Annotated in this window: 21 protein-coding genes and 1 tRNA gene; 12 read left to right on the top strand and 10 right to left on the bottom strand. The window is 57.2% G+C overall.

The features are described 5' to 3' along the window. Positions 1–28: 28 nt before the first annotated feature. Positions 29–1,372 carry a VasL domain-containing protein gene (locus FCN45_RS11485; RefSeq protein WP_137385999.1) on the top strand — a complete coding sequence of 448 codons (1,344 nt, stop codon included), beginning with the start codon at positions 29–31 and terminating at the stop codon, positions 1,370–1,372. A gap of 79 nt (positions 1,373–1,451) precedes the next feature. Here the strand turns inward: FCN45_RS11485 and FCN45_RS11480 are convergent. Beyond that, positions 1,452–1,539: transfer RNA gene (locus FCN45_RS11480), tRNA-Ser, on the bottom strand. Between the two features lie 244 nt (positions 1,540–1,783). Here FCN45_RS11480 and phoA point away from each other — a divergent pair. Next, on the top strand, positions 1,784–3,190 hold the full coding sequence (gene phoA / locus FCN45_RS11475) for an alkaline phosphatase (RefSeq protein WP_137385998.1): 1,407 nt from the start codon (positions 1,784–1,786) through the stop codon (positions 3,188–3,190). A gap of 117 nt (positions 3,191–3,307) precedes the next feature. On the opposite strand, the gene gap is transcribed toward phoA, so the two are convergent. The 3 genes from gap to FCN45_RS11460 form a co-directional block, all read right to left on the bottom strand. Further along, positions 3,308–4,318: a type I glyceraldehyde-3-phosphate dehydrogenase gene (gap, locus tag FCN45_RS11470; protein WP_137385997.1), complete on the bottom strand. Its 1,011-nt coding sequence runs from the start codon at positions 4,316–4,318 to the stop codon at positions 3,308–3,310. Between the two features lie 78 nt (positions 4,319–4,396). Further along, complete coding sequence (locus tag FCN45_RS11465; RefSeq protein ID WP_137385996.1) at positions 4,397–5,377, bottom strand: GlxA family transcriptional regulator; 981 nt, start codon at positions 5,375–5,377, stop codon at positions 4,397–4,399. Positions 5,378–5,507: 130 nt separating this feature from the next. After that, entirely contained in the window at positions 5,508–6,743 is a 1,236-nt protein-coding gene (locus FCN45_RS11460) for an acyl-CoA dehydrogenase family protein (protein WP_137385995.1), read from the bottom strand. A gap of 299 nt (positions 6,744–7,042) precedes the next feature. Here FCN45_RS11460 and FCN45_RS11455 point away from each other — a divergent pair, with 299 nt between their 5' ends. From FCN45_RS11455 to FCN45_RS11430, 6 genes are all read left to right on the top strand, one after another. Continuing rightward, positions 7,043–8,653, top strand: a complete 1,611-nt coding sequence (locus FCN45_RS11455) for an ABC transporter substrate-binding protein (RefSeq protein WP_137385994.1) — start codon at positions 7,043–7,045, stop codon at positions 8,651–8,653. Beyond that, positions 8,650–9,672 (top strand): ABC transporter permease, encoded by a 1,023-nt coding sequence (locus tag FCN45_RS11450; protein WP_137385993.1) that lies wholly within the window; start codon positions 8,650–8,652, stop codon positions 9,670–9,672. Before FCN45_RS11455 ends, FCN45_RS11450 begins: the two co-directional genes overlap by 4 nt. Continuing rightward, a complete protein-coding gene (locus FCN45_RS11445) occupies positions 9,669–10,526 on the top strand; it encodes an ABC transporter permease (RefSeq protein ID WP_137385992.1) in 858 nt (285 codons plus the stop codon). Before FCN45_RS11450 ends, FCN45_RS11445 begins: the two co-directional genes overlap by 4 nt. Next, the gene (locus FCN45_RS11440; protein WP_137385991.1) at positions 10,526–12,148 is read left to right on the top strand and encodes an ABC transporter ATP-binding protein; all 1,623 of its coding nucleotides are present in this window, start codon (positions 10,526–10,528) and stop codon (positions 12,146–12,148) included. Before FCN45_RS11445 ends, FCN45_RS11440 begins: the two co-directional genes overlap by 1 nt. 19 nt (positions 12,149–12,167) lie before the next feature. Continuing rightward, on the top strand, positions 12,168–13,547 hold the full coding sequence (locus tag FCN45_RS11435; RefSeq protein ID WP_137385990.1) for an NtaA/DmoA family FMN-dependent monooxygenase: 1,380 nt from the start codon (positions 12,168–12,170) through the stop codon (positions 13,545–13,547). Between the two features lie 321 nt (positions 13,548–13,868). Further along, complete coding sequence (locus FCN45_RS11430; protein WP_101764090.1) at positions 13,869–14,147, top strand: hypothetical protein; 279 nt, start codon at positions 13,869–13,871, stop codon at positions 14,145–14,147. Between the two features lie 44 nt (positions 14,148–14,191). Here the strand turns inward: FCN45_RS11430 and FCN45_RS11425 are convergent, their stop codons facing one another. Continuing rightward, the gene (locus tag FCN45_RS11425; protein WP_007892931.1) at positions 14,192–14,401 is read right to left on the bottom strand and encodes a CsbD family protein; all 210 of its coding nucleotides are present in this window, start codon (positions 14,399–14,401) and stop codon (positions 14,192–14,194) included. Positions 14,402–14,709: 308 nt separating this feature from the next. On the opposite strand from FCN45_RS11425, the gene FCN45_RS11420 reads away from it, so the two are divergent. Beyond that, on the top strand, positions 14,710–15,327 hold the full coding sequence (locus FCN45_RS11420; protein ID WP_137385989.1) for a TetR/AcrR family transcriptional regulator: 618 nt from the start codon (positions 14,710–14,712) through the stop codon (positions 15,325–15,327). Positions 15,328–15,388: 61 nt separating this feature from the next. Beyond that, the gene (locus FCN45_RS11415) at positions 15,389–15,592 is read left to right on the top strand and encodes a hypothetical protein (protein WP_101764092.1); all 204 of its coding nucleotides are present in this window, start codon (positions 15,389–15,391) and stop codon (positions 15,590–15,592) included. A 74-nt stretch (positions 15,593–15,666) separates the two neighbouring features. Here FCN45_RS11415 and FCN45_RS11410 read toward each other — a convergent pair whose 3' ends face one another. Genes FCN45_RS11410 through FCN45_RS11395 form a run of 4 tightly spaced genes read right to left on the bottom strand, consistent with a single transcriptional unit; the run spans position 15,667 to position 19,643 of the window. Then, positions 15,667–16,980 carry an MFS transporter gene (locus FCN45_RS11410; protein ID WP_137385988.1) on the bottom strand — a complete coding sequence of 438 codons (1,314 nt, stop codon included), beginning with the start codon at positions 16,978–16,980 and terminating at the stop codon, positions 15,667–15,669. After that, complete coding sequence (locus FCN45_RS11405; RefSeq protein ID WP_137385987.1) at positions 16,973–17,608, bottom strand: DUF4286 family protein; 636 nt, start codon at positions 17,606–17,608, stop codon at positions 16,973–16,975. The genes FCN45_RS11410 and FCN45_RS11405 overlap by 8 nt, the downstream gene beginning before the upstream one ends. A gap of 2 nt (positions 17,609–17,610) precedes the next feature. Next, positions 17,611–18,954: an amidase gene (locus FCN45_RS11400; protein WP_137385986.1), complete on the bottom strand. Its 1,344-nt coding sequence runs from the start codon at positions 18,952–18,954 to the stop codon at positions 17,611–17,613. Between the two features lie 8 nt (positions 18,955–18,962). Beyond that, positions 18,963–19,643, bottom strand: a complete 681-nt coding sequence (locus FCN45_RS11395; RefSeq protein WP_137385985.1) for a DUF2848 domain-containing protein — start codon at positions 19,641–19,643, stop codon at positions 18,963–18,965. A gap of 115 nt (positions 19,644–19,758) precedes the next feature. Between FCN45_RS11395 and FCN45_RS11390 the strand changes: the two genes are divergently transcribed. Next, a complete protein-coding gene (locus FCN45_RS11390; RefSeq protein WP_137385984.1) occupies positions 19,759–20,433 on the top strand; it encodes a GntR family transcriptional regulator in 675 nt (224 codons plus the stop codon). On the opposite strand, the gene FCN45_RS11385 is transcribed toward FCN45_RS11390, so the two are convergent. Further along, the gene (locus tag FCN45_RS11385; RefSeq protein ID WP_168197478.1) at positions 20,430–20,816 is read right to left on the bottom strand and encodes a cupin domain-containing protein; all 387 of its coding nucleotides are present in this window, start codon (positions 20,814–20,816) and stop codon (positions 20,430–20,432) included. The genes FCN45_RS11390 and FCN45_RS11385 overlap by 4 nt on opposite strands. Positions 20,817–21,031: 215 nt before the next feature. On the opposite strand from FCN45_RS11385, the gene FCN45_RS11380 reads away from it, so the two are divergent. Continuing rightward, positions 21,032–22,270, top strand: a complete 1,239-nt coding sequence (locus tag FCN45_RS11380) for an MFS transporter (protein ID WP_137385982.1) — start codon at positions 21,032–21,034, stop codon at positions 22,268–22,270. Positions 22,271–22,285 lie beyond the last annotated feature (15 nt).

Raw genomic sequence — 22,285 nt, 5'->3', positions numbered from 1 at the left:
CCTGATTAAGGCTTTTCGGAACACAGCAATGACTTCATCTCATCCTCGCTTCGTCAAAACCGGCGGCGATCCGCGTGCGTTCGCTGAATATGCCGCGCTGCGCCAGGAAATGCAGAAACTCACGCATCCGGCGCGTCCGGATGTTGATTGGCCGCATGTCTCCGTGCTCTGTTTAACGCTGTTCGAAAAAAACGGTGTCGAGCTGCAAAGCGCGGTCTGGTACACGCTATCGCGCGCGAACACGGCAGGAACGGCAGGTATGACGGAAGGCCTGGCGGTGCTGGTAGCATTGATTACCCGCGATTGGCCGACGTTATGGCCGCAACCGGCACATTCACGTATCGAACTGCTGGCGGGACTGAGTCGTAGGTTGCAGCAATTCCTGCGTACTCAAACGATAACCGAAGCAGACTTGACGGCGCTGAGCCAGGCGGCGCGCTTGCTCAGCGAGGTTGGCGATCATCTGCAACGTCTTGAACTGCGTCAGCTTAGTCAGATTGATCCGTTGCTAGACCGCATTCGCAGTGCGGTGGTGATGCTGGAACACTGCGATGTTTCAACATCTGATGCTGTGGCCAAGCTGCCTGAAGTCGTTCCGATTGAGAAGCCCGCGCTGGCGTTAGCAAGTGCAGAAGTCAGCGGCTGGGTGTATGTTCCGTCTCCGGATGCGCCGGCACCTGATTTGCGGCGTCTGCGCCGTCGGGCATTTATCAGTGGCGTGGGCGCGACGCTGCTGAGCGTGTCACTTATCGCCGCTATAAGCTATTTGGTTGTGCAAAAAACTGAGCAGGAATCTCCGTTGCAGCAGGCATTACTGGCTTCAATATCACCACTTCCTGCGCCTCTCTCACCGGAGATGATGGCTGAACTTCAGGCGAATCCCCCCGAATGGCTAAACGAAGCGGCATGGCTGGAGCAAACGCAGCAGCAATTGAACCGGCTACAAAACGTATCGCCGGACTGGAATCTGCAGCTCGGTAATACGCTGGTAATGCAGGCCAGCCTGTTGTGGCCTGATTCGGATGCGGTTAAAACGATGAGCGCACGCTGGAACAAGCAGCTTAACGCGGCAGCAATGCCAGCAGATAAAATGCAGGGATGGCAACAGGGCATGGAGCAGCTCAACACGTTGTCGCAGCGCCTGAATGGACTTGACGAGAAGCGCGGCAAATATTTGACGGTGAGCGAACTGAAAACTGCGGTCTACAATATGACGCAGGCGTTCAACGAAACGGTGCCACTGGAAGAGGAACTGCGCGTATTGCTGCAATCGGACGATGACGCTACTCAGAATCAGTTAACACAAGCGGAAATGCACCTGAAGCAGCTTATCGCCAGCTATCAAGAGATAGTCACATCCTCAAAAAAGTAGGATTCAGTAAAATCCGCGAGCTAACAGAAAACAGGCAAAAAAAAAGCCTGAACTTTTGTTCAGGCTCTTCTTTAGAATGTGGCGGTGAGAGGGGGATTCGAACCCCCGATACGTTGCCGTATACACACTTTCCAGGCGTGCTCCTTCAGCCACTCGGACACCTCACCACATTTTTTTGTCAACCGCGCTGGGTCAACGGGGCGCTACTATAGGGAGATCGCTGAAAAGGGTCAAGCGCTATTTTCTCCTTTTGTTCTATTCGCTTAAGCTCTGAGCGTATTGCCGTTAGCCTGCTCATCATGGCGATTCTGTCATCAAATCATTCCCTCTCTGTCACAAAAATGTCACCGCACTGTCGCAGACTTGTCCGCGGAAACATTTGGTTATATCTATGGAAAAGGATGCTTATAAATGAAACAGATACTTCTCTTTACGGTTACGCTGCTGGCTTCTCTGATCGCGACATCAGCAGTGGCAGACGATGCACACTATTCCCGCGCTGCTACCGGCGATGTCACCGAGCACGGCGGCGCGCGTCGTCTCACCGGCGACCAGACCGAAGCGCTAAGAGCGTCATTAAGTAATAGCACCGCAAAAAACGTGATTCTGCTGATTGGTGACGGCATGGGAGATTCGGAAATCACCGCCGCGCGTAATCAGGCGCGGGGCGCAGGCGGTTTCTTCCCCGGCCTTGATGCGTTGCCGCTCACCGGTCAATACACGCACTATTCACTGGATAAGAAAACCCACAAGCCGAATTACGTGACGGATTCCGCCGCGTCGGCCACCGCGTGGGCCACCGGCACCAAATCCTATAACGGTGCGATTGGCGTCGACGTGAACGGCAAAGATCAGGTAACGATTCTTGAGCTGGCGAAAGCCGCCGGTAAAGCCACTGGCAACGTCTCCTCTGCCGAGCTGCAGGATGCCACGCCAGCAGCGTTGATCGCGCACGTCACTTCGCGCAAATGCTACGGCCCGGAGAAAACCAGCGAATTGTGCCCGACTAACGCGCTGGAGCAGGGCGGTAAAGGATCGATTACCGAGCAGATGCTAAAAACCCGTGCGGACGTCACGCTGGGCGGCGGCGCGAAATCCTTTAGTGAAACCGCCAAAGCTGGCGAGTATCAGGGTAAAACCCTGCGCGAACAGGCACAGGCGCTGGGTTATCAGTGGGTTGATAATCTCGATGGCATGAACGCCATTCAGCAGGCCGACCAGAGTAAACCGGTGCTTGGCCTGTTTGCCGACGGCAATATGCCGGTGCGCTGGCAGGGACCGAAAGCCAGCTATCACGGCAATATTGATAAGCCGGTGGTGACCTGTGAAGTGAATAAACAGCGTCCGGCTTCGGTACCGACGCTGGCGCAGATGACCAAAAAAGCCATCGATCTGCTAAGCACTAATGAGAAAGGCTTCTTCCTGCAGGTGGAAGGCGCGTCAATTGATAAGCAGGATCATGCGGCCAATCCATGCGGTCAGATTGGTGAAACCGTCGATCTGGATGAAGCGGTGCAGCAGGCGCTGGCCTTTGCGCGCGAACATGGCGACACGCTGGTGGTGGTGACCGCCGATCACGCGCACAGCAGTCAGATCGTGGAAAATGGCACCAAAGCGCCCGGTCTGACGCAGGCGGTGAATACCAAAGATGGTGCGGTGATGACCATCAGCTACGGCAATTCAGAAGAGGATTCGCAGGAACACACCGGCACGCAGGTGCGCATTGCGGCGTACGGCCCGCATGCGGCTAACGTGGTGGGCTTGACCGATCAGACCGATCTGTTCTTTACCCTGAAGGATGCGATGGGGCTTAGGTAACATCTTGATGATTCAATAATCGCACATTCCGTAGCGGCGCGATTTATCGCGCAATAAATTGCGCCGCTACAATGTGTGCTTTCGGTGGTATAGACTGCTCGAAAGACGAACCTAAAGTCACAACCCGCGTTTTGCCATCAACCGCGCTAAATCCACCAGACGATTGGAGAAGCCCCATTCGTTATCGTACCAGGCAAGGATCTTCACCAGATTGCCGCCAATCACCAGCGTCGAAAGCCCATCAATAATCGATGAACGGGCATCGCCCTGATAATCGCTTGATACCAGCGGCTCGTCGCTGTATCCAAGAATCCCCTTCAGCGGACCTTCTGCCGCCGCGGCTTTAAACGCGTCATTCACCTCTTCTGCGGTCACATCGTGTTTCAGCGTCACGGTCAAATCCACAATCGACACCACCGGCACCGGCACGCGCAGGGAATAGCCGGTCAATCGACCCTCCAGCTCCGGAATCACACGACCTAACGCCTTCGCCGCCCCGCTTGAGTAAGGCACAATCGACAACGCCGCCGCCCGCGCACCGCGCAGATCTTTCTCCGGCTGATCGTGCAGCACCTGGCTGTTGGTATAAGCATGCGTGGTGTTCATCAAACCGTGCTCGATACCAAACGCCTGGTGCAGCACCGCCGCCGCTGGCGCTAAGCCGTTGGTGGTGCAGCTGCCGTTACTCACCACAAAGTGCTGCTGCGGATCGTAACGTTGATCGTTCACGCCCAGCACAATTGTCAGGTCATCGTTTTTGCCCGGCGCGGAGATAATCACGCGTTTCGCGCCACCGCTGGTGATGTGCACTGCGGCTTTGTCGCGTTCGGTGAAGAAGCCGGTGGCTTCAATCACGATATCCACGCCGACATCGCGCCAGCGAATATTCGCCGGATCGCGCTCGCTAAACACGCGCACCGCTTTGCCATCAATGCGTAATTCGCCTTCACCGGCTTCCACTTCCGCCGGTAGCCTGCCGAGCAGGGAGTCGTGTTTCAACAGATGCGCGAGGGTTTTACTGTCGGTGAGGTCGTTAATGGCGACGATTTCAATATCATCGCTGCCCAGCGCTGCACGAAAAACGTTACGTCCGATACGGCCAAAGCCGTTAATGCCGATCTTAGTCATGATTGACTCCTTTTCCGAAGATGCTGGAGTCACTCTAAGCCGATGGTGTGATGGCGTAAACGCCAAAAAAGGATCACTTTACGCCAATTTCCGACAGTGGAAGCGCTGGCGATATTCGCCCGGCGTGAGATGGAGCTGACGCTCAAAGCTGCGGCGTAAATTGATGCTGCTGCCAAAACCGGTCTGTTGCGCGATGCGATCCAGCGTGTCGTTGCTTTGTTCCAGCTGTTCACGCGCGGCGGCGAGACGAGCTTCGGCCACATAGCGCGCGGGCGGCGCGCCGGTTTCACGGGTGAACACGCGGGTAAAGTTGCGCGGGCTCATGGCGACGCGCTCCGCCAGTTTCTCGACTGAGAGATCTTCGGCGAGGTTGGCGCGGATCCAGCGCTGCAATTCACCGATCGGGCCAATGCCGCTCGGCGTTTGCAGATGAAAACGGCTGAACTGCATCTGTCCGCCGGGACGGCGCAGATACATCACCATGTCCTGCGCAATATCACGCGCCACGCTAAAGCCGAAATCCTCTTCCACCAGCGCTAATGTCAGGTCAAAGCCCGAGCTGACGCCGCCGGAGGTCCAGATCGGTCCGTCCTGAATAAACAGCGGACCGCCTTCCACCTGAATCTCGGGATAGCGCGATTGCAAGGTATCGAGCAAGCGCCAGTGCGTGGTGGCGCGGCGACCTGCCAGCAAGCCGGATTCCGCCAGCAGCATCGCACCGCCACATACCGACACCACGCGCCGCGCCTGCGGAGCCGCCAGCTTGATGAAATCGACCACCATATTGCCTTCTTCCGCGCTGTCGCCGCGCCCGGTGATCATGATGGTGTCCCACGCAGTGCGCGGATCGAGATCGGCCAGTTTGAGGTCGGCTAATAGATTGAGGCCGGATTGGCCATGGATCACCTGATGCGATTGGGTGGTGGCGAGGCTGACGCGATAGCGCTGCTGATCGACGCCAACCGGCAGATGCTGATTGGCGCGCATCAGGATATCGGCGATACCCGCCGCTTCAAACAGCATGCCGCCGTCGGGCACAATAATCAGAAAGGTTTTCATGGCGTGAAATAGACATTTTGACGGAATAAGCCAGAGTGTCTCATGGCGGCAATATTATGCACAATCCGTAGCGGCGCACTTTATTGCGCAATAAATTGCGCCGCTACGTGAGGGTGCAATCGTCCATCGATTAAACGGATGATTTATCCGCTATGCCAATGCGCCACTGCTCGGGTGGCAACGTGCCGTTCACCGCGAAATCACCGACGATGCGATCCTTGTAGATGCGTGGATTGTGCGAAGAAAGGGTGCGCACATTGCGCCAGAAGCGGTCCAGCGCCAGCGGTTTCAGCGTGGCTGACGCGCCCAGCGCATCAAACAGCGTCGAGCTGGCGTTGAGCAATAGATCGCTCACCACATTCAGCGACTGCGACACTTCCAACTCGGCGATCGCCACCGCAGGGTTCTCTACCTCCTGATCGCCACTAAAGTGGGCGTCATACGCTCGCTGCACCGCGCTGGCGGCGTGCAGCACAATCGCGCCGCTGCTGTAGGCTGCGCCGCGCAGGCGTCCAACCACTTGCAAAATCTGCGCATCCTGCGCGGCACGCGGCGCATTGCCGTTGCTGTAAGTGCGGGTGCGCGACGCCACCTGCTGCGCCACTTCACCGCTTTGCGCGCGGCCAATGCCGGCCAGCGTCGCCAGATGAATCAACTGATAAAACGCCGGTGAATACCTGAAATGAATCTCTTCGTTGATGTCATCGGCGGCGATCGCCACGTTGGCAAAAATCGCCGTGCCGCTGGCGGTCAGGGTTTGGCCGAAACCGTTCCAGTCGTCGAGTACCGTCACGCCCTCGGCGGTGCGGGATACCGTCACCGATACGCCTTTGCCGTTTTCATCGGTGATGCCGATATCAATCCAGTCGGAATAGAGCGAGCCGGTGGTGTAAAACTTGCGGCCATTGAGCCGCCAGGATTCGCCGCTGCGTGCAATGCGCGTGGAGAATTCAGACTGGCGCGCATCGCCGGTTTCGCTCCACGCCGGCCCAACGATTTCACCGCGTCCAAGGCGCGTTAGCCACTTATCCCGAAACGGGCTGCTGCCGCTGTTCAGCACGTTCTCCACAAAGCCGAGATGACCGCGAATCGATTGCACCAGATTGGAATCCGCCTCGCCGAGCTCAATCAGCAGCGCGAACAGCTCAGGCAGCGTCGCGCCGAGTCCGCCATGGCTCTCCGGCACGCGCAGTGCGGTAAAGCCGCTCTGTTTCAGCCACGCAATTTGCTCCAGCGGCAGTTGACGCTGCAGCTCTCGCTCAATCGCGCCCGCGCGTATGTTCCTGAACACAGGACGGAAACGCTCCGCCAGTTGTTCATAACGGGATGACGGGCCAGCTCCCCAACCTGATTCGATGTGCGACATGACGCTTCTCTCCAGCATAGAAATTTTCATTACTATGTCATCGCCATCGGGCGCGATTTAATGCTTTTTCTGCGTAAGCTATTTCGCCAAATAACTAAACTCAGCTTATTTCACTATATGGAACAGATGATTCATTTCTGCATATTGACTGCCACTATTGTTATTTGCCGCGCTTTATATCTGTGTTCTATTCAAACGCGACTCCGAAAATTACCCATTAATTTCCAGAAAATATAATTTCAAGCGGAATAGATCCACGCGAAATCTGTTATTAGCGTTTGACCGGGAAATAGTGAGAAATGAAATATCAGGTTCTTCAGCGCTTATTCATACCGATATGGGCGACGATAAGTGGTGCGTTGCCCTTTAGCGTCAGCGCGCAGACCGTGCCGCCCCATTATAGCGACGGCACGCTGGTTTATCTGCATGAGCAGGAGCCGCCATGCTTGTGGGGCGGCTGGGTGCAGCAAGCTTATTTATCGCGTCAGGTTTTTGATTATCTGGTGAGTTATGACAACGGACAGATTCGTCCGTGGCTGGCTGCCAGCTGGAGTGAATCCGCCGATCGTAAAACCATTACTTTTCATCTACGCCACGACGTTAAATTTACCGATGGCGATCTGTTTAATGCCGATGCGGTTATTGCGAATTATCCGGCGTGGCAAAAAGGCATAGGCTGGCACGGTTTTAATTATATGACCGGATTTACCAAGGTCGATGATTATACCGTGGCGCTACATTTATCTGAGCCGAATCCTGAAATCTATAACGTGCTGGCAAATGGTCATTACGGATTTCAATCACCCGATTCACTGGCGCATAACAGCAGCGAGCAGAAGTGCTTACGACCGGTCGGCACCGGACCGTGGAAAGTGGCGCGCTGGGTGCGCGGCGATGGCATCAGTTTTGTGCGCAATGACGACTATCGCTGGGCACCGCCAAACGCGCACCACAACGGCCCGGCGTATATCAAGCATCTGGAGTGGAAGTTCGTGCCGGATGCCACCACGCGCTGGGGTGCGCTGGTGAGTGGCGGCGCGGACGTCATTTATCAGCCGCCGTCCGCGCAGTGGCAGGCGCTGCAGCATCACTATCAAACGCTCTCCTACGTCGCCACCGGACGGCCGCAGGCGTTCTCCTTTAATGTGCAGCGCGGTCCGTTTACCGATCAGCGGGTGCGCCAGGCGTTTGCTTACGCGCTGGACCGCAAGCAGATCGTCAAAACCGTGTTCAAAGGTGCGGTACCGTATGAGGGCAACGGCTCGCTGAGTAAAAGCACGCCGCTCTATCTCAATGTCGACGATCGCTATTCACTCAATATCGCCAAAGCTAATCAGCTGCTGGACGCCGCCGGCTGGACCGGGCGCGATGCCGCCGGCTATCGCACCAAAGACGGCAAAACGCTGGATGCGCGCTTGCCGTTTATTCAGGCGATTATCGACCAGGAGGGCGCGCTGATGCTGCAGGCGGTGCAGGATCAGGTCAAACGCGTTGGCATCAAGCTGGATCTGATCCCGCTGACGCAAACCGAAGGCTTTGCCGGCGCACGTTCGCGTCCGGCGGATAAAGAAATCAGCTTTGGTTACTGGGTTTGGCCTTCGCCCAACATCCTCGACATCGTCTACAACCATGCGCTCAACGGCGCGTTCAACGGCAACAACACCAGCTTTTTCAATAATCCCGAAGTGGAAGCGCAAATCCTTGATGCGCAGCGTGAGCCGAATGCGCAACGGCGCCAACAAAAGTTCGACCTGCTGCAAAAGTGGTTTGACGATCAGGCGATTGCCATCGGCGGCTACAACTTCACCTACAACGTTGCCATTGCCAACAACATTCGCGGGCTTTGGCAGGATCAGGGCCACGGATTGCTGAACTTTAACGATGCTTACTTCGTGCAGGAGCAGCCATGAGTGAATTAACGTCATCGTCGCCGCAAAACAGCAGCGCCGATGTGGCCAGCGTTGCCGCACCACGCAGCCGCACGGCGTCGCTGCTGCGGCGGATTTCACTGCGAATCGCCTCCGCGCTGTTCGTGCTGTGGGGCACCATCACCGTGACGTTTTTGGTGCTGTCGGTGCTGCCGGGCGATCGCGCTACCATCCTGCTGAATATCACTTCCGGGCAGGTGATTGAACGCACGCCAGCGGAGCTGGCACCGATCAACGCGCAGTACGGTTTCGATAAGCCGATTGTCGAGCAGTATCTGCACTATTTCTGGCGGTTGCTGCACGCCGATTTTGGTTTCTCCTTTGAGTTGCAGCGGCCGGTGGTGCACATCATTGCCGAGCAGCTGCTGCCGACCTTTACTCTGGCGATTGCCGCGCTGCTGCTGGCGTGGATGATCGCCATTCCGTGGACGCTGCTCACCGCCGGACGTAACCGTCGGCTGGCGGCATTCGGTTCGGCGGTGGAAACCATCATGGCCGGATTGCCGCAGTACTGGATTGGCATTCTGCTGCTGATCGTCTTCGCCATCGGCCTGCGCTGGTTCCCGGTGGTCGGCGGCACCAGCCTGCTCGGCACCGTGCTGCCCGCCGTCACGCTGGCGATTCCGCTGGCGGGCTTTATGGGTCACGCCATTCGCGGCGAATTTGAACGCAGCATGCAGCAGCCGTTTGTGCTGTCGGCGCGGGCGCGCGGCATGAGTCTGGCGGGCGTGCGGCTGCGCCATGTATTACGCCACGCCCTGATTCCGGCCATCACGCTGAGCGGCTGGGCAATTGGCAATTTGCTCTCTGGCGCGGTGCTGGTGGAAGCGGTGTTTGCCCGACCGGGCCTCGGCAACGTGCTGGTCAATGCGGTGAGCAACAAGGATTTTGCGCTGGTCTCCGGCATCGTGATTCTCATCAGTTTCCTCTACATCGTCATTAACCTGGTGGTTGACCTGATTTACCTGATCGTCGATCCCCGCCTGCGAGGTCGCCCATGACAACTCATCTCACGGATTGCGCCGGGCCGCGAACCGCGCGCGTCAGCTGGCAGCTGCCGCTTTCGGTGCTGCTTTCCGCCATTGTCGCGCTGTTTTTTATTGTCGCGGCCATCGCGCCTGGCGTGCTGGCGACGCACGATCCCTTCAGCACCGATCTCTATCGCGCGCTGCAAGCCCCTTCTTGGGCCAACTGGCTCGGCACCGATGACATCGGCCGCGATCTCTATAGCCGCATTATCTGGGGCACGCGTCAGTCGTTGTTGATTGGCATCGGCGCGATGGTGATCGCGTTAGTTGGCGCGGTGGTGCTCGGCTTTAGTGCCGCGCTGGGACCGCGCTGGCTGGCGGAGCCGGTTAATCGTCTGCTGGAAATCCTGCTGGCGTTTCCCACCTTGCTGCTGGCGCTGCTGTTTGTCGCGCTTTTGGGTCCCTCCGCCAGCAGTTTGCTGATCTCGGTCGGCATTGGCACCGCGCCCGGCTATGCGCGATTGGTGCGTGCCCAGGCATTGCAGGTCAAACAATCCGGTTATGTCGAAGCGGCGCGTGCGCTCGGACATCCGTGGCCGCGGCTGTTTACCCAGCACATCGCGCCCAACGTGTTCCGGCCGCTGTTCTCGCTGGTGGCGTTAGGCATCGGGCAATCTGTGGTGTGGGCATCCGGTCTGTCGTTTCTTGGATTAGGCGTGGTGCCGCCGTCGCCGGAGTGGGGCGCGCTGCTTGAAGCCGGAAAAATTAACGTCACCGTCGCCTGGTGGCTGGAAGTCTTGCCGGGCATTGCCATTGTGCTGGTGGCGCTGTCGTTTACGCAGATTGGCCGCTACATCCAGCAGCGAGCGGAAGGAGAGACGCGCTAATGAGCAACAATGTGATTGATGTGCGCGGCCTGAATATCTGGGCCAGCAGCGAAAGCGGGCAACCGCGCCATATTGTGAAGAACGTCAGCTTCGCGCTGCAACGCGGGCAATGTCTGGCGCTGGTGGGTGAATCGGGGTCGGGGAAAAGCGTCACCGCCCGTTCGCTGGTGGGATTAGCCGGTGACGGATTACACGTACAGGCTGACACGCTGAGCCTGCACGGTGAGACGCTGCAGCAGCGGAGCGACAGTTGGTGGCGCAAGGTGCGCGGCAGCAAAGTGGGTTTCATTTTGCAGGACGCGCTGGTGTCGCTGGATCCGCTGCGCCCGGTGGGCAAAGAGATCGCCGAAGCGCTGGCGCTGCATGGCTGGGGCAACGCCGCCAGCCGCCAGCAGAAAGTGCAGGCCTTGCTGGAAGAGGTCGGCGTGCCGCAGGCGGCTTATCGCGCCAGCCAGCGGCCGGGAGAGCTGTCGGGCGGCTTGCGCCAGCGCGCATTGATCGCCTCGGCGATTGCGCTGCATCCGGATGTGCTGATCGCCGATGAGCCCACCACCGCGCTGGATGTCACGGTACAAGCGCAGGTGCTGGAAGTGCTGCGCCAGATGCTGGATCGCGGCACCAGCGTGATTTTGATTAGTCACGATCTGGCGGTGGTGGCAAAAATCGCCGATCAAATTCTGGTTATGCAGGGCGGATCGATTGTGGAGGCGGGCTCGGCGCAGCAGGTGCTGCAACAGCCGCAGCATGCGTATACCCAAGGTTTGATAAACGCGATTCCCAGCGAACACACCAAAGGACAACGCCTTTCCGGCAGCGCACCCAGCGTGCCAATCCCAACTGTAACGCCCTCGGATGAAGTGCTGCTGGAAGCGCGGCATATCGTGAAGCGTTTTCGCGGGCACCGCGCCGTCGATGACGTTTCCTTTACCCTGAAGCGCGGCGAGACGCTGGGAATTGTCGGCGAGTCGGGTTCGGGCAAAACCACCTTGTCGCGCATCGCGCTGGCGCTGGAATCCCCGGACAGCGGCGAGGTGCTGTTTGCCGGTCAGCCGTGGAGCCATGCGTCCGCCGCCGATCAGCGCGCCATTCGTCGCCAGATTGCCGTGGTGTACCAGGATCCGCTCTCTTCGTTCGATCCGCGCTGGCGCGTGGCCGACATCCTGCTGGATGCGATTGCGCTCGATCGGCAGGCGCCGACGCAAACGCCACGCGAGCGGGCGATTTGCCTGCTGCAAGCGGTTGGGCTCGGCGCGGAGCATCTCAACCAATGGCCAGCGCGCATGTCGGGCGGCCAGCGTCAGCGTGTGGCGATTGCCCGCGCGATTGCGACCCATCCCAAAGTGATTGTGCTCGACGAGGCGGTCTCGGCGCTGGACGTCACCATTCAGGCGCAGATTCTCGATCTGCTCAGCGATCTGCAGGCGCAGCTCGGCGTCAGCTATCTGTTTATCTCGCACGATCTTGGCGTTATCCATCACATGAGCGATCGCGTGCTGGTGATGCAGAACGGCCAGGCGGTCGAGCAAGGCGCCGCCGATGAGGTGTTCTACCGCCCGCGCCATCCCTATACCCAGACGTTACTTGCCTCGCTGCCACGCCTGGCCGCGCTGGAAACTGCCTAACTTTGCTACTGGAGCGAACATGTCACGCGAACTGATTTATAACGGATTTTTACATCTCACACCGAATCATCACAGCCACGGTTACTGGCGCACGCCGGAAGGTCAGGTGCAGTACAACTACAACCAGCTTGATGCCTATGTGCAGACGGTGAAAACCCTGGAAAAAGGGCTGTTTGATACCTTGTTCATCGCCGATGTAGTGGGCGTGTATGACATCGAATATGGCGACGGCAAAACCACCATGCGCGCCGGCACCCAGTTCCCCGAGCCGGATCCGATCACCATTCTTTCGGCGCTGGGTTTAGCGACTGAAAATCTCGGTCTGGTGGTGACCAGCAACGTGATTCAGACTCATCCGTTCTCGTTTGCGCGCCAAATCTCCTCGCTGGATGAATTTACCCGCGGTCGCATCGGCTGGAATATCGTGACTTCGTATCTCTCCAACGGCTTCCGCAACTACGGTTATCAGGACATTGTGCCGCACGATGAGCGCTACGAATGGGCGCAGGAGTATCTCGATGTGGCATATAAGCTGTGGGAGCTGTCGTGGGAAGAGGGCGCAGTGCTGCACGATCCCGCTACTAATCGCTTTTTTGATGCCGACAAGATCCACAAAATCAACCACGTCGGTAAGCGCTATCGGGTGGAAGGGCCGCACATTGTTGAGCCGTCACCGCAACGCAGCCCGGTGTTCTTCCAGGCCGGCAATTCCGACGCCGGACGCCGCTTTGCCGCGCGTAACGCCGAAGTGACGTTCCTGCCATCGCAAACGCCAGACACCGCGCGCAAAGATATCGCCATCCTCAATCAGGATGTGGTCGATTACGGTCGCCAACCGCAAGATTTGAAGAAGCTGGTGATGCTTTCCACCGTGATTGGATCGACCGAGGAAGAGGCGAAGCGTAAGCAGCAATATCTGTTCGAAAACATTGATATCAATGCATTGCAGGGCTTCTACAGCGGCGGTTCGGGCATCGACCTGGCGAATATCGATCCCGATACGCCGCTGACCGAACTGAGCCGCCGCGAGGAGTTCAGCCAGCACATGCGCTCGAAATTCCGTATCGCGGTCGATGCCGATTATGGGCAAGGCCGCGTGCTGACCTGGCGCGAATACCTGATTCAACATGCGCTGCTACCAGGCCGTTTCGCCGGTACGCCAGAACAGATCGCCGACCGGGTGCAGCAGTTTGCTGATGCTGGCGTTGATGGTTTTAACGTGGTGCCGGTCACCACGCTCGGCTGGTGGGATGAGTGGGTTGAACACGTGGTGCCGGTGCTGCAAAAACGCGGCCTGGCGCAAACGGCGTACAAGCCAGGCACGCTGCGCGAGAAGATTTTCCGCAAGGAGAGCAAGCTGCCGGCGACGCATCCGCAACGGACGTTGACGCTGAGTTAATGCGGTTGCGCAATAAATTGCGTCGCTACGGAATCAGTGCTCGTATTCGTCGCGGCGCGATTTAGCGCGCAATAAATATTAATGAATCCTCATAGACCCAATACTCTTCAGGCCATTATCTTCACAATTCCTTCCGCTAACACCGCGATCATGGAGTGGCTGACAGGCCGCAAACTCGACGTTTAACGCATAGCCTGCAATGTCGAAGCATTTTCGATTGCATCGACATTTTTTTGTATTTGACGTTTTTTTCTCAGTGGGTATGCTCAGCCACGTCAGGATCCCCCGGCCAGGGTTGGTTGAGACGATTACAGAGAGCCCATGAAAAACAGTAATGACAAACAGTTATGCGACATCGCGATTGGTGATGCGGTGATGGAATTATTTAACCAGGATGCGCCGGTTTCGCGTACCACGCTGCTCGCGCAATTAGAGAAGATGATACATGCGGGTGTGACGGCGGAAGAGGTACGGATCGCCAGACTGGCTTTAGAGCTGGTGACGAACAGCAGCACAGCAGACAAGGTTGAGCAATCGGAAGAGAACGTGATGAGCTTTAGGGCGAAAAACGTTTCGGCGGATGACTCAACGCAGCACTGATCGCTGTATGCCGGACAAAGGTTGTCCGGCATAACGGCGCGGCGTTACCAGCGGTACTTATTCGAATCTTCCCACTCTTTAACTTCTTTCTCCGCACGGTCTTTTTCATAACCGTAGCGTTCCTGGATTTTGCCGACCAGCTGATCGCGTTTTCCTTCAACCACGGTCATGTCATCATCGGTCAGGTCGCCCCATTTTTCCTTCACTTTCCCTTTGAACTGCTTCCAGTTGCCGCTAATACGATCTTCGTTCATGTTGATCTCCCTATTTCGTGGTGACTGTGTGCTGCCGTTCGCTGGCCTGATGCCAGCGGGTGAATTAATCCTGGCACAGGATTTGCGCTTTGCTTGCCTGAGCTGTGAGCTGACTCATAAATTTGCGATTGTGTGAGCCAGCGTGGAGAAAAAAAGCCGTTAATAGCAAAAAGTAATTCTCTAACTCTTTGCTCTATAAGGCATTATGTTTGCCCGGCTATACAGGCAAGGGTGGGTTGCGATATAGTAACCGTCGATAAGACATTTCTGTCAACTTTTGGAAACCCGCATTCCCTGATGCCATCCGTATGAGTAAAACGCAACCCACCGACATGAAAAGCAGAGAACGTGGCCGCCCAAGAGAGTTCGATATCGAACAGGCTCTGGACAAAGCCATGATTGTTTTTCGTCAGAAGGGGTTTCATGCGGCTTCACTTAACGATCTGGGCGAAGCGATGGGGTTGACAGCGGGCAGCATCTACAAGGCTTTTAAAGATAAGCGCAGCTTGTTTCTGCTGGTGTTTGAACGCTATCTTTCGGTGCGCAATGCCGATCTGCGCCAGCGTCTGGCACAGTTCACCAGCGGCCGTGAGAAGCTCGGCGAGCTGCTGCAGTTTTACCTTGATTCCGCGCGGGCGGTGGAAGGTCGCACCGGCTGTTTAGTGGTGGGCAGCGCGGTAGAGCTGCAGGTGCTGGATGACGATCTTTCGCAACTGGTGAGTGAAGCGGTCATTCGTAATAAAAACTTCCTCGCCTCGCTGCTCAAACTGGGCCAGGAAGATGGCTCAGTGACGCCCAATCTGGATGTGGACACCGCCGCGGGATTGATCCTCTGCATCGCCTTTGGCATGCGCGTTGTGGGCAAGATCACCGATGTAAAAGATGAACCAGAAACCATCAAGTTAGTTATGAAGCTGCTGGACTAAAATTTGTCTAATTAGGAGTCGGATACTTCCTAAATAAGCGAAGCGTAAAGACGGAGGGCAAGTGAAAGACGAAGATTCAGATATTACGGAAGAGATTCGCGCATTGGTGGGCAGGGTAGTGACACGTATCCTGCGTCCTGATGAAGCGCTTACCGTTCAGGAACTCATAGGCGCGTTGTATCGCCTAAGTTTGCGCTCCACCGACAGCAAAACCAAAGTCGCCTGCGAGAAAGCCATTCGTATCCTGGCGAAAAAACTGCACTAAGAGGGTCGCGCGTGCCGCGCCTTGTTGTTCTCCTCTGCTGAAGTCTGGCAATCCCTCGCCAAACACCTCTCTGATTAAAGCGGGCGATGCGCGGTCTCTTTCGCCTTCCACAGCGCAAACAGCGTGATCAGCAACGCCAGGCTGACATACAGCGATACCCACAGCGTGCTGCCCATCTCTTTATACAAGGTCGTGATGATCAGGGGCGCAAAGCCACCGCCAATGATTCCTGCCAGCGTGTAAGCCAGTGACGATCCGGCGTAGCGCACGTGGCTGGGGAACTGTTCGGTGACAAACGCCGCCTGCGGCCCGTACATCACCGCATGAATCAGCAAGCCGCCAATGACCGCCAGCACAATCAGCACCGGCTGCGAGCTATCCAGCAGCACAAAGAACACAAACGACCAAACGATTGCCAGCAGCGCACCGGCAATGTAAACCGGACGACGGCCGAGCTTGTCGGAGAGCGCACCAAACATCGGCACCGTAATCGCATTGCCAATTGCGCCGAGCATAGTGGCCATTAACGCCAGCGGACGCGGCAGTTGCAGCACGGTGGTGACGTAGGTGAGGGTAAACACCACCACCAATGCGTACAAAACGTCGGAGCCGATACGTGAACCGCCAGCGATCAGTAGCTCACGCGGATAGCGAACAAACACCTCTTTCAGCGGCGTATGCGTGGTTTTCTCCGCCTGCTGCATCGCGACAAAGGTTGGCGTCTCTTCTACGCCGCGACGCAGCCATAAGCCAAACATCACCAGCAGCAGACTCAGCAGGAATGGAATGCGCCATCCCCACTCCTGAAACTGCTCGCCGCTCAACGCAACCGTTACCAGCGTGATAAATCCGGTACCAATCAAGGTACCGCACGAGGGACCTACCTGCGCAAACGAGGCGTTACGGCCACGCTTGTCGGCATCGCCATGCTCCATCGACAGCAACACTGCACCGGCCCATTCGCCGCCTAATGCAATACCCTGAATAAAGCGCAAGGCCACCAACAGCACCGGACTCCAGATGCCCCACACCGCATAGCCAGGCAGCAGGCCCATCAGCGCGGTGGTGACGCCCATAATCACCAGGGTGGTGATCAATACTGCTTTACGCCCGGCGACATCGCCGAGATGACCAAAGATAAAGCCGCCCACCGGACGGGAAATGTAGCCGACCGCATAGGTGGAAAACGCCAAAATAGTCCCGACCAGCGGATCGAAGCTGGGGAAAAACACGTGGTTAAACACCAGCGCCGCCATGATGTTGTAGACCGTGAAGTCATACCACTCCAGCGCGGTACCGATGGAGCTGGCCGCCGCGAGGCGACCGGTTTTGCTGTGGCTGGCGCGCGCGCCTGACGCGTGCGGCAAGGTTGAATCGGTATTAGCCATGAGCCATCTCCTGTTGGGTTAACTGCCAGCTGAGGGAGTAGAGCTGTACGTCCGCGTTGAGTGCCTGCGCGGCATCGGCGGCGAGGGTTTTACACACCTGGGCGTCGCGGCAGGTCAGCAGCAGCATCGGATGCATTGGTCGCGTTGCGCTGGTTTCCCGTGGCAGCGGCGAGCTCAGCGTGGTGTCAGGCGTCAGCAAACGTGAGGCGATATAGCCGGGCGTTTGCTGCACGCTGCTTTGCCAGTTGCCCAGCGATGCAACATCTGTACCCGCTTTTAAGGTCAGCACCGCCAGATGGCTACCGGTGCCTTGTCCATGCTGATGCGAGATGGCGCAGACGCGGCGCATCGGATTGACCATTTTGTTGAGGTTCTTCACCGACCATTCGGTCTGGCGCGTGAAGGCGGTGTGATAATCGGCGCTGGTAAAGGCTTCCAGCGATGCGGTTTCATACAGGCCGAGGTATTTGCGTTCGGCATCCACCGCCTGATAACGCGTACCGCTAAGAAAGCCGCTGATGGCTACGCGTTCTTCAACGTGTTCGTGGTCGTACCATTGGTTGAAATCCGCTTCATCTGCAGCATCGATATGGGTGGCGACAAACAGCATGCCGTGGGGTTGAGTCATGATCAGCTACTCCGTTTCAGGGTGGTTTCAATCGCGGCAGCCCAGCTGAGTAACGCAGCATCGTTGCCATGGGTGGAAGAGAGCATCAGGCCAACCGGCGCAGCGCCGGGCTGATGACAAGGCAGAGAAATCGAACAGCCATCCAGCATGTTGATCACGCTGGTATTGCGCAGCATCAGCAGATTGACCTGCATATAACGCGCGGGATCGTCGAGCTCAGTCAGCGTCGGCGCGATCAACGGCACCGTCGGCATCAGGATGCCGTCGAAGGGCGCAACCGCCTGCTCGACGCGCTGTTTCCAGTCGGCGCGCAGTTGGTAAAGTTCGGCGGCATCCTCTTCGTTCAGTAAGCTGCCGCGATTAATGCGCGTCAGCACCTGCGGATCGTAGGCTTCTGGCTGGGATTGGGCGTAATGCTGATGCCATTGCCAGGCTTCCCACGCGGTAATGCCGCCACGCGCGTTAATGGAGTCCAGTTCTGCCAGCTCTGGCAGCGGCAGCTCGGTGATTTTCACGCCCTGCGCGCGCAGCACATCAAGTGCATGCCGCCAGGCGGCGCTGACGTGTTCGTCAAGGCCAGCCAGCACGCGCGTCTGCGGGATGACGAAATGCGCTTCTGACAGATTCCGCTCATCGATTGTGAGGGGCCGATCGGCGATCACGCTATCAAGCAGCCAGCAGCTGCGCACGTCGTGAGCGATCACACCGATGCTGTCGAGCGATGCCGCCAGCGGCAGCGTTCCGCGTTGATCGATGCGGCTGGCGCTCGGTTTAAAACCGGTTAAGCCGCACAGCGCCGCCGGAATGCGCACCGAACCGCCGGTATCGGTGCCAACCGCCGCCAGACACATGCCGTCGCTCACCGCCACCGCTGCACCGGAAGAGGAACCGCCCGGAATGCGCTGCTGCGCGCGCTGCCACGGATTGGCGGGTGTGCCGTAATGCGGATTGACGCCAAGGCCGGTGAAGGCGAACTCGCTCATATTGGTTTTGCCAACGATGGCGGCACCGGCCTGCTGCAGCCGATCCACCATGCTAGCGTTCGCCGCGGCTGGGCTGGCACTAATGAGCAAGCGGGAGCCGGCGGTGGTGATTTCTCCGGCGACATCAAACAGATCTTTGATGCTGATGGGCAGACCATCAATCGCGCTGCGTGGCTGTTGCTGCTGCCAGCGTACGCTGGCTTGCTCGGCCTGCTGGCGCGCAGCAGCGGTATACACCTTGGTGAAGACGCGTTTGCCTTCTCCGCTTTCCGCTGCAATTGCACTCAGTGCATTTTGGGTCGGGGTTTCAGGGCTGATTTGCCCGGCGAGCAGCTGTTGGCTCGCTTGCCATAACGTTGTCATAGAGAACCTCAGGCGATAACCGGCAGCGAGCCAGTGATGTAGGTGTGTTCCAGCGTGCGGTTTAGCACCGGATCGTGCAGCGCCATACGGAATTCACTGGCAGGACGAATCCCGCCGATGGCGCTGAGCGTGCCGCACGACATGGCGAAACCTTCCTCAACCTGGCCCGCGGCAAAATAGCGGCTCAGCAGATCGATCGGCGTCAGCAGCGAGGAGAGGGCGCCTTGCTGATAAGTCACCCAATCACCGTTGACGTTGATCCAGGCGCGCAGCTCCAGCTGATCCCAGTGCGCTTTGACGTCCGCCATGCGCCACGCGTGACCGGCCACCGGTTTGATGCACGCCTGTTTCGATAGCGCCACGCTGAACGTTTCCAGATGACGATCGGTATGATCGGAAATCAGCGAAACCCAATATTCGCCGCGATGGAAAAACACGAAGGGTTCAGCTTCACCGGATGTCTGATCGCCGACCACCTCCAGCTGCGTTTCCTGAGTTAATTGATTGGTTGCGACACGATAAAACAGCGGCACTGCACCAGGAGCGGGCACGCCCAGCGCTTCCAGCTCCCTGATATGGTGCAGCACCGCTTCCTGATCGCGTCCTACCCAGCCCGCGATAACAAGTTGATTAATCTCAACATCCAGTACTGCCGCATCGGCGTAATCTGTTGTAAACCGTAATTGCATGGGATCGATCTCCAGGTGAGAAATGCGTGTGAAATTTCACTGTGATTTCAATCTAGCCATTTTCATGCCAGGTTTTTGTGTAATATGTCTCAGTTACCTAATAAGGATTTGCGTGATGAGTAATGTGATGGCTGAAAATGTGAGCTCGCCGACGACCCCGAAGAGCATTTCGCTTAACGAGCGCGCCTATCTGGCGTTCAAGCACCGGCTGATCACGCTGCGCTACAAACCGGGCGACTATCTCAATATCGCGCAGGTGATGGATGATCTTGAGATGGGCAGAACGCCGGTGAATCAGGCGGTGCATCGGCTGGAGACGGAAGGGCTGTTGCAGATTATCCCGCGCAAGGGCGTGATGGTGTCGCCGCTGTCAATTGATGATGCGCTGGAATTAATTGAGGTGCGTCTGGTGAATGAGGCGCTGTGCTTGCGGCTGGCTTCGCAGCGGGTCAATGCGGCGCAGATCGTCTATCTGCGGGAGATGAATCAGCGCATTGCCAATGCCAGCGCCTCACGCGATCGCGAACAGATGATGCTGCTGGACCGCGAATTTCATCAGGTACTGGCGGACATCGCCGCCAACGGTCGGCTGGCCGATATTCTCAGCATTATTCACGCGCAGGCGCAGCGCTTCTGGGCCACCACGCTTTCCAGCGCTGCGCACATGAACGAAGTCATCGCCGAACACGAAGCGATCATTGCGGCGCTGGAGCAGGGAAATGCCGAGCTAGCGGAAGAGGCGGCACGGGTGCATATCTATTCGTTTAAACAGGCGCTGCTGAATAATTAATATTCGGCTTCTTCACCCGGCAGCGGAATAGAGAGTTCCATGCCCTCAACCCCGGCGTAGAAAATAATCAGCTCGGCACGCTGATCCGTGGTGAAACCACGATGGGCAATATCGATGGATTCATTAAAGGCTTCGCCAGCGTTAAACGTTTTAGTCTCGCCGCTGGCTTTGTCTTCGATAGTCAGCGATCCCGATAAAATATACGCGGTATTCGGCATCGGATGCGTATGCCACGGCAGCTCGGAATGTGCAGGAAGGGTCATCTTCATCACCGTGATCTCGGGCTTACCGGCTGGATAGTGTTCAATATGCTGGCCATTCCAGGCTTGCCCGCTTTGCAGTAGCGTTTCTGCACTGTTTTCATGTTCGTTATCGGCGCTCATCTCATTCCTCTGAATCGTCATTAACAATCTCTCCCGCACAGGATAGTGCAAATCAGCAAGGCTGCGCGTGCAATCACTGTCAGCCTAAGCCGCTCGGTGATGCTCGGGTCACTTGTAAAAGAATTGTGATCGGTCACCAGGAACTGCTTAAAGTAATCGATTACTTTGTTTCTCTCAGTGGAATGTAATCGATTTCTTTTTGGCGCGAGGTCAGCATGGTTTCGACAACTACAGGTTCTGAGATCGCGGGGAGGCAGCAGCGTCTGCTGATTCCCCGCTTGTCATTGATGATGTTCATGCAGTTTTTCATTTGGGGAAGCTGGTCCGTTACGCTCGGGCTGGTGATGACGCAGCACAACATGTCATTGCTGATTGGTGATGCTTTCTCAGCAGGGCCGATCGCCTCAATTCTGTCGCCATTTGTGCTGGGCATGTTGGTTGACCGCTTCTTTCCTTCACAGAAAGTCATGGCGGTGATGAATTTGGCGGGCGCGGTGATTTTATGGTTTGTCCCGGGCGCGCTGGTGGCCGAAAACGGCGCGCTGCTGATTGGCTTGCTGTTTGGCTATACGCTGTGTTTTATGCCGACGCTGGCGCTCTCTAACAACATTGCCTTTCACAGCCTGGCCAGCAGTGACAAAAGTTTTCCGGTGGTGCGGGTGTTCGGCACCATTGGCTGGATTGTGGCGGGCATCTTTATTGGTGTTACCGGCATCGCCTCCAGTACCGCGATTTTCACCCTGGCCGCAATCTGCTCGGTGGCGTTGGCAATTTACAGTCTGACGCTGCCGCATACGCCTGCACCGGCGAAAGGCATGCCGCTAAAAGTACGCGATCTGTTCTGCGCGGATGCCTTTGCGCTGCTGAAAATCCGTCACTTCTTCGTGTTTGCTCTCTGCGCCACCTTGATCTCCATCCCGCTCGGCACCTATTACGCCTACACGGCGTCCTGGCTGGCGGATGCGGGCGTGAGTAACGTCAGTACCGCGATGTCATTTGGTCAGATGTCGGAAATCGTCTTCATGCTGGTGATCCCGCTGCTGTTCCGCCGCCTTGGCGTCAAATACATGTTGCTGGTCGGCATGGTGGCGTGGTTTGTGCGCTACGCGCTGTTTGCCTTGGGCATGAACGATGAAAGCCGCGCACTGATCTACATGGGCATTCTGCTGCACGGTGTCTGTTATGACTTCTTCTTTGTGGTGGGCTTTATCTACACCGACCGCATCGCCGGCGAGAAAGTGAAAGGGCAGGCGCAGAGCATGGTGGTGATGTTCACCTACGGTATTGGCATGCTGCTGGGTTCGCAGATCTCGGGCGCGCTGTATAACCGCCTGATTGCCGGACAGGGCACGGCGCAAAACTGGGCAACATTCTGGTGGATCCCCGCAATTGCCGCAGCGGCGATCGCCGTTCTTTTCCTCTTCACCTTTAAATACCGGGATGAAGCGGTTTGATTGACGGGAGGTGTA

The organism is Pantoea sp. SO10 (assembly GCF_005281435.1).
In the GTDB taxonomy this organism is placed as follows: domain Bacteria; phylum Pseudomonadota; class Gammaproteobacteria; order Enterobacterales; family Enterobacteriaceae; genus Pantoea; species Pantoea leporis.
Note: the sequence above shows the minus strand (reverse complement) of the source record. Positions and strands in the feature narration are given on the sequence as shown.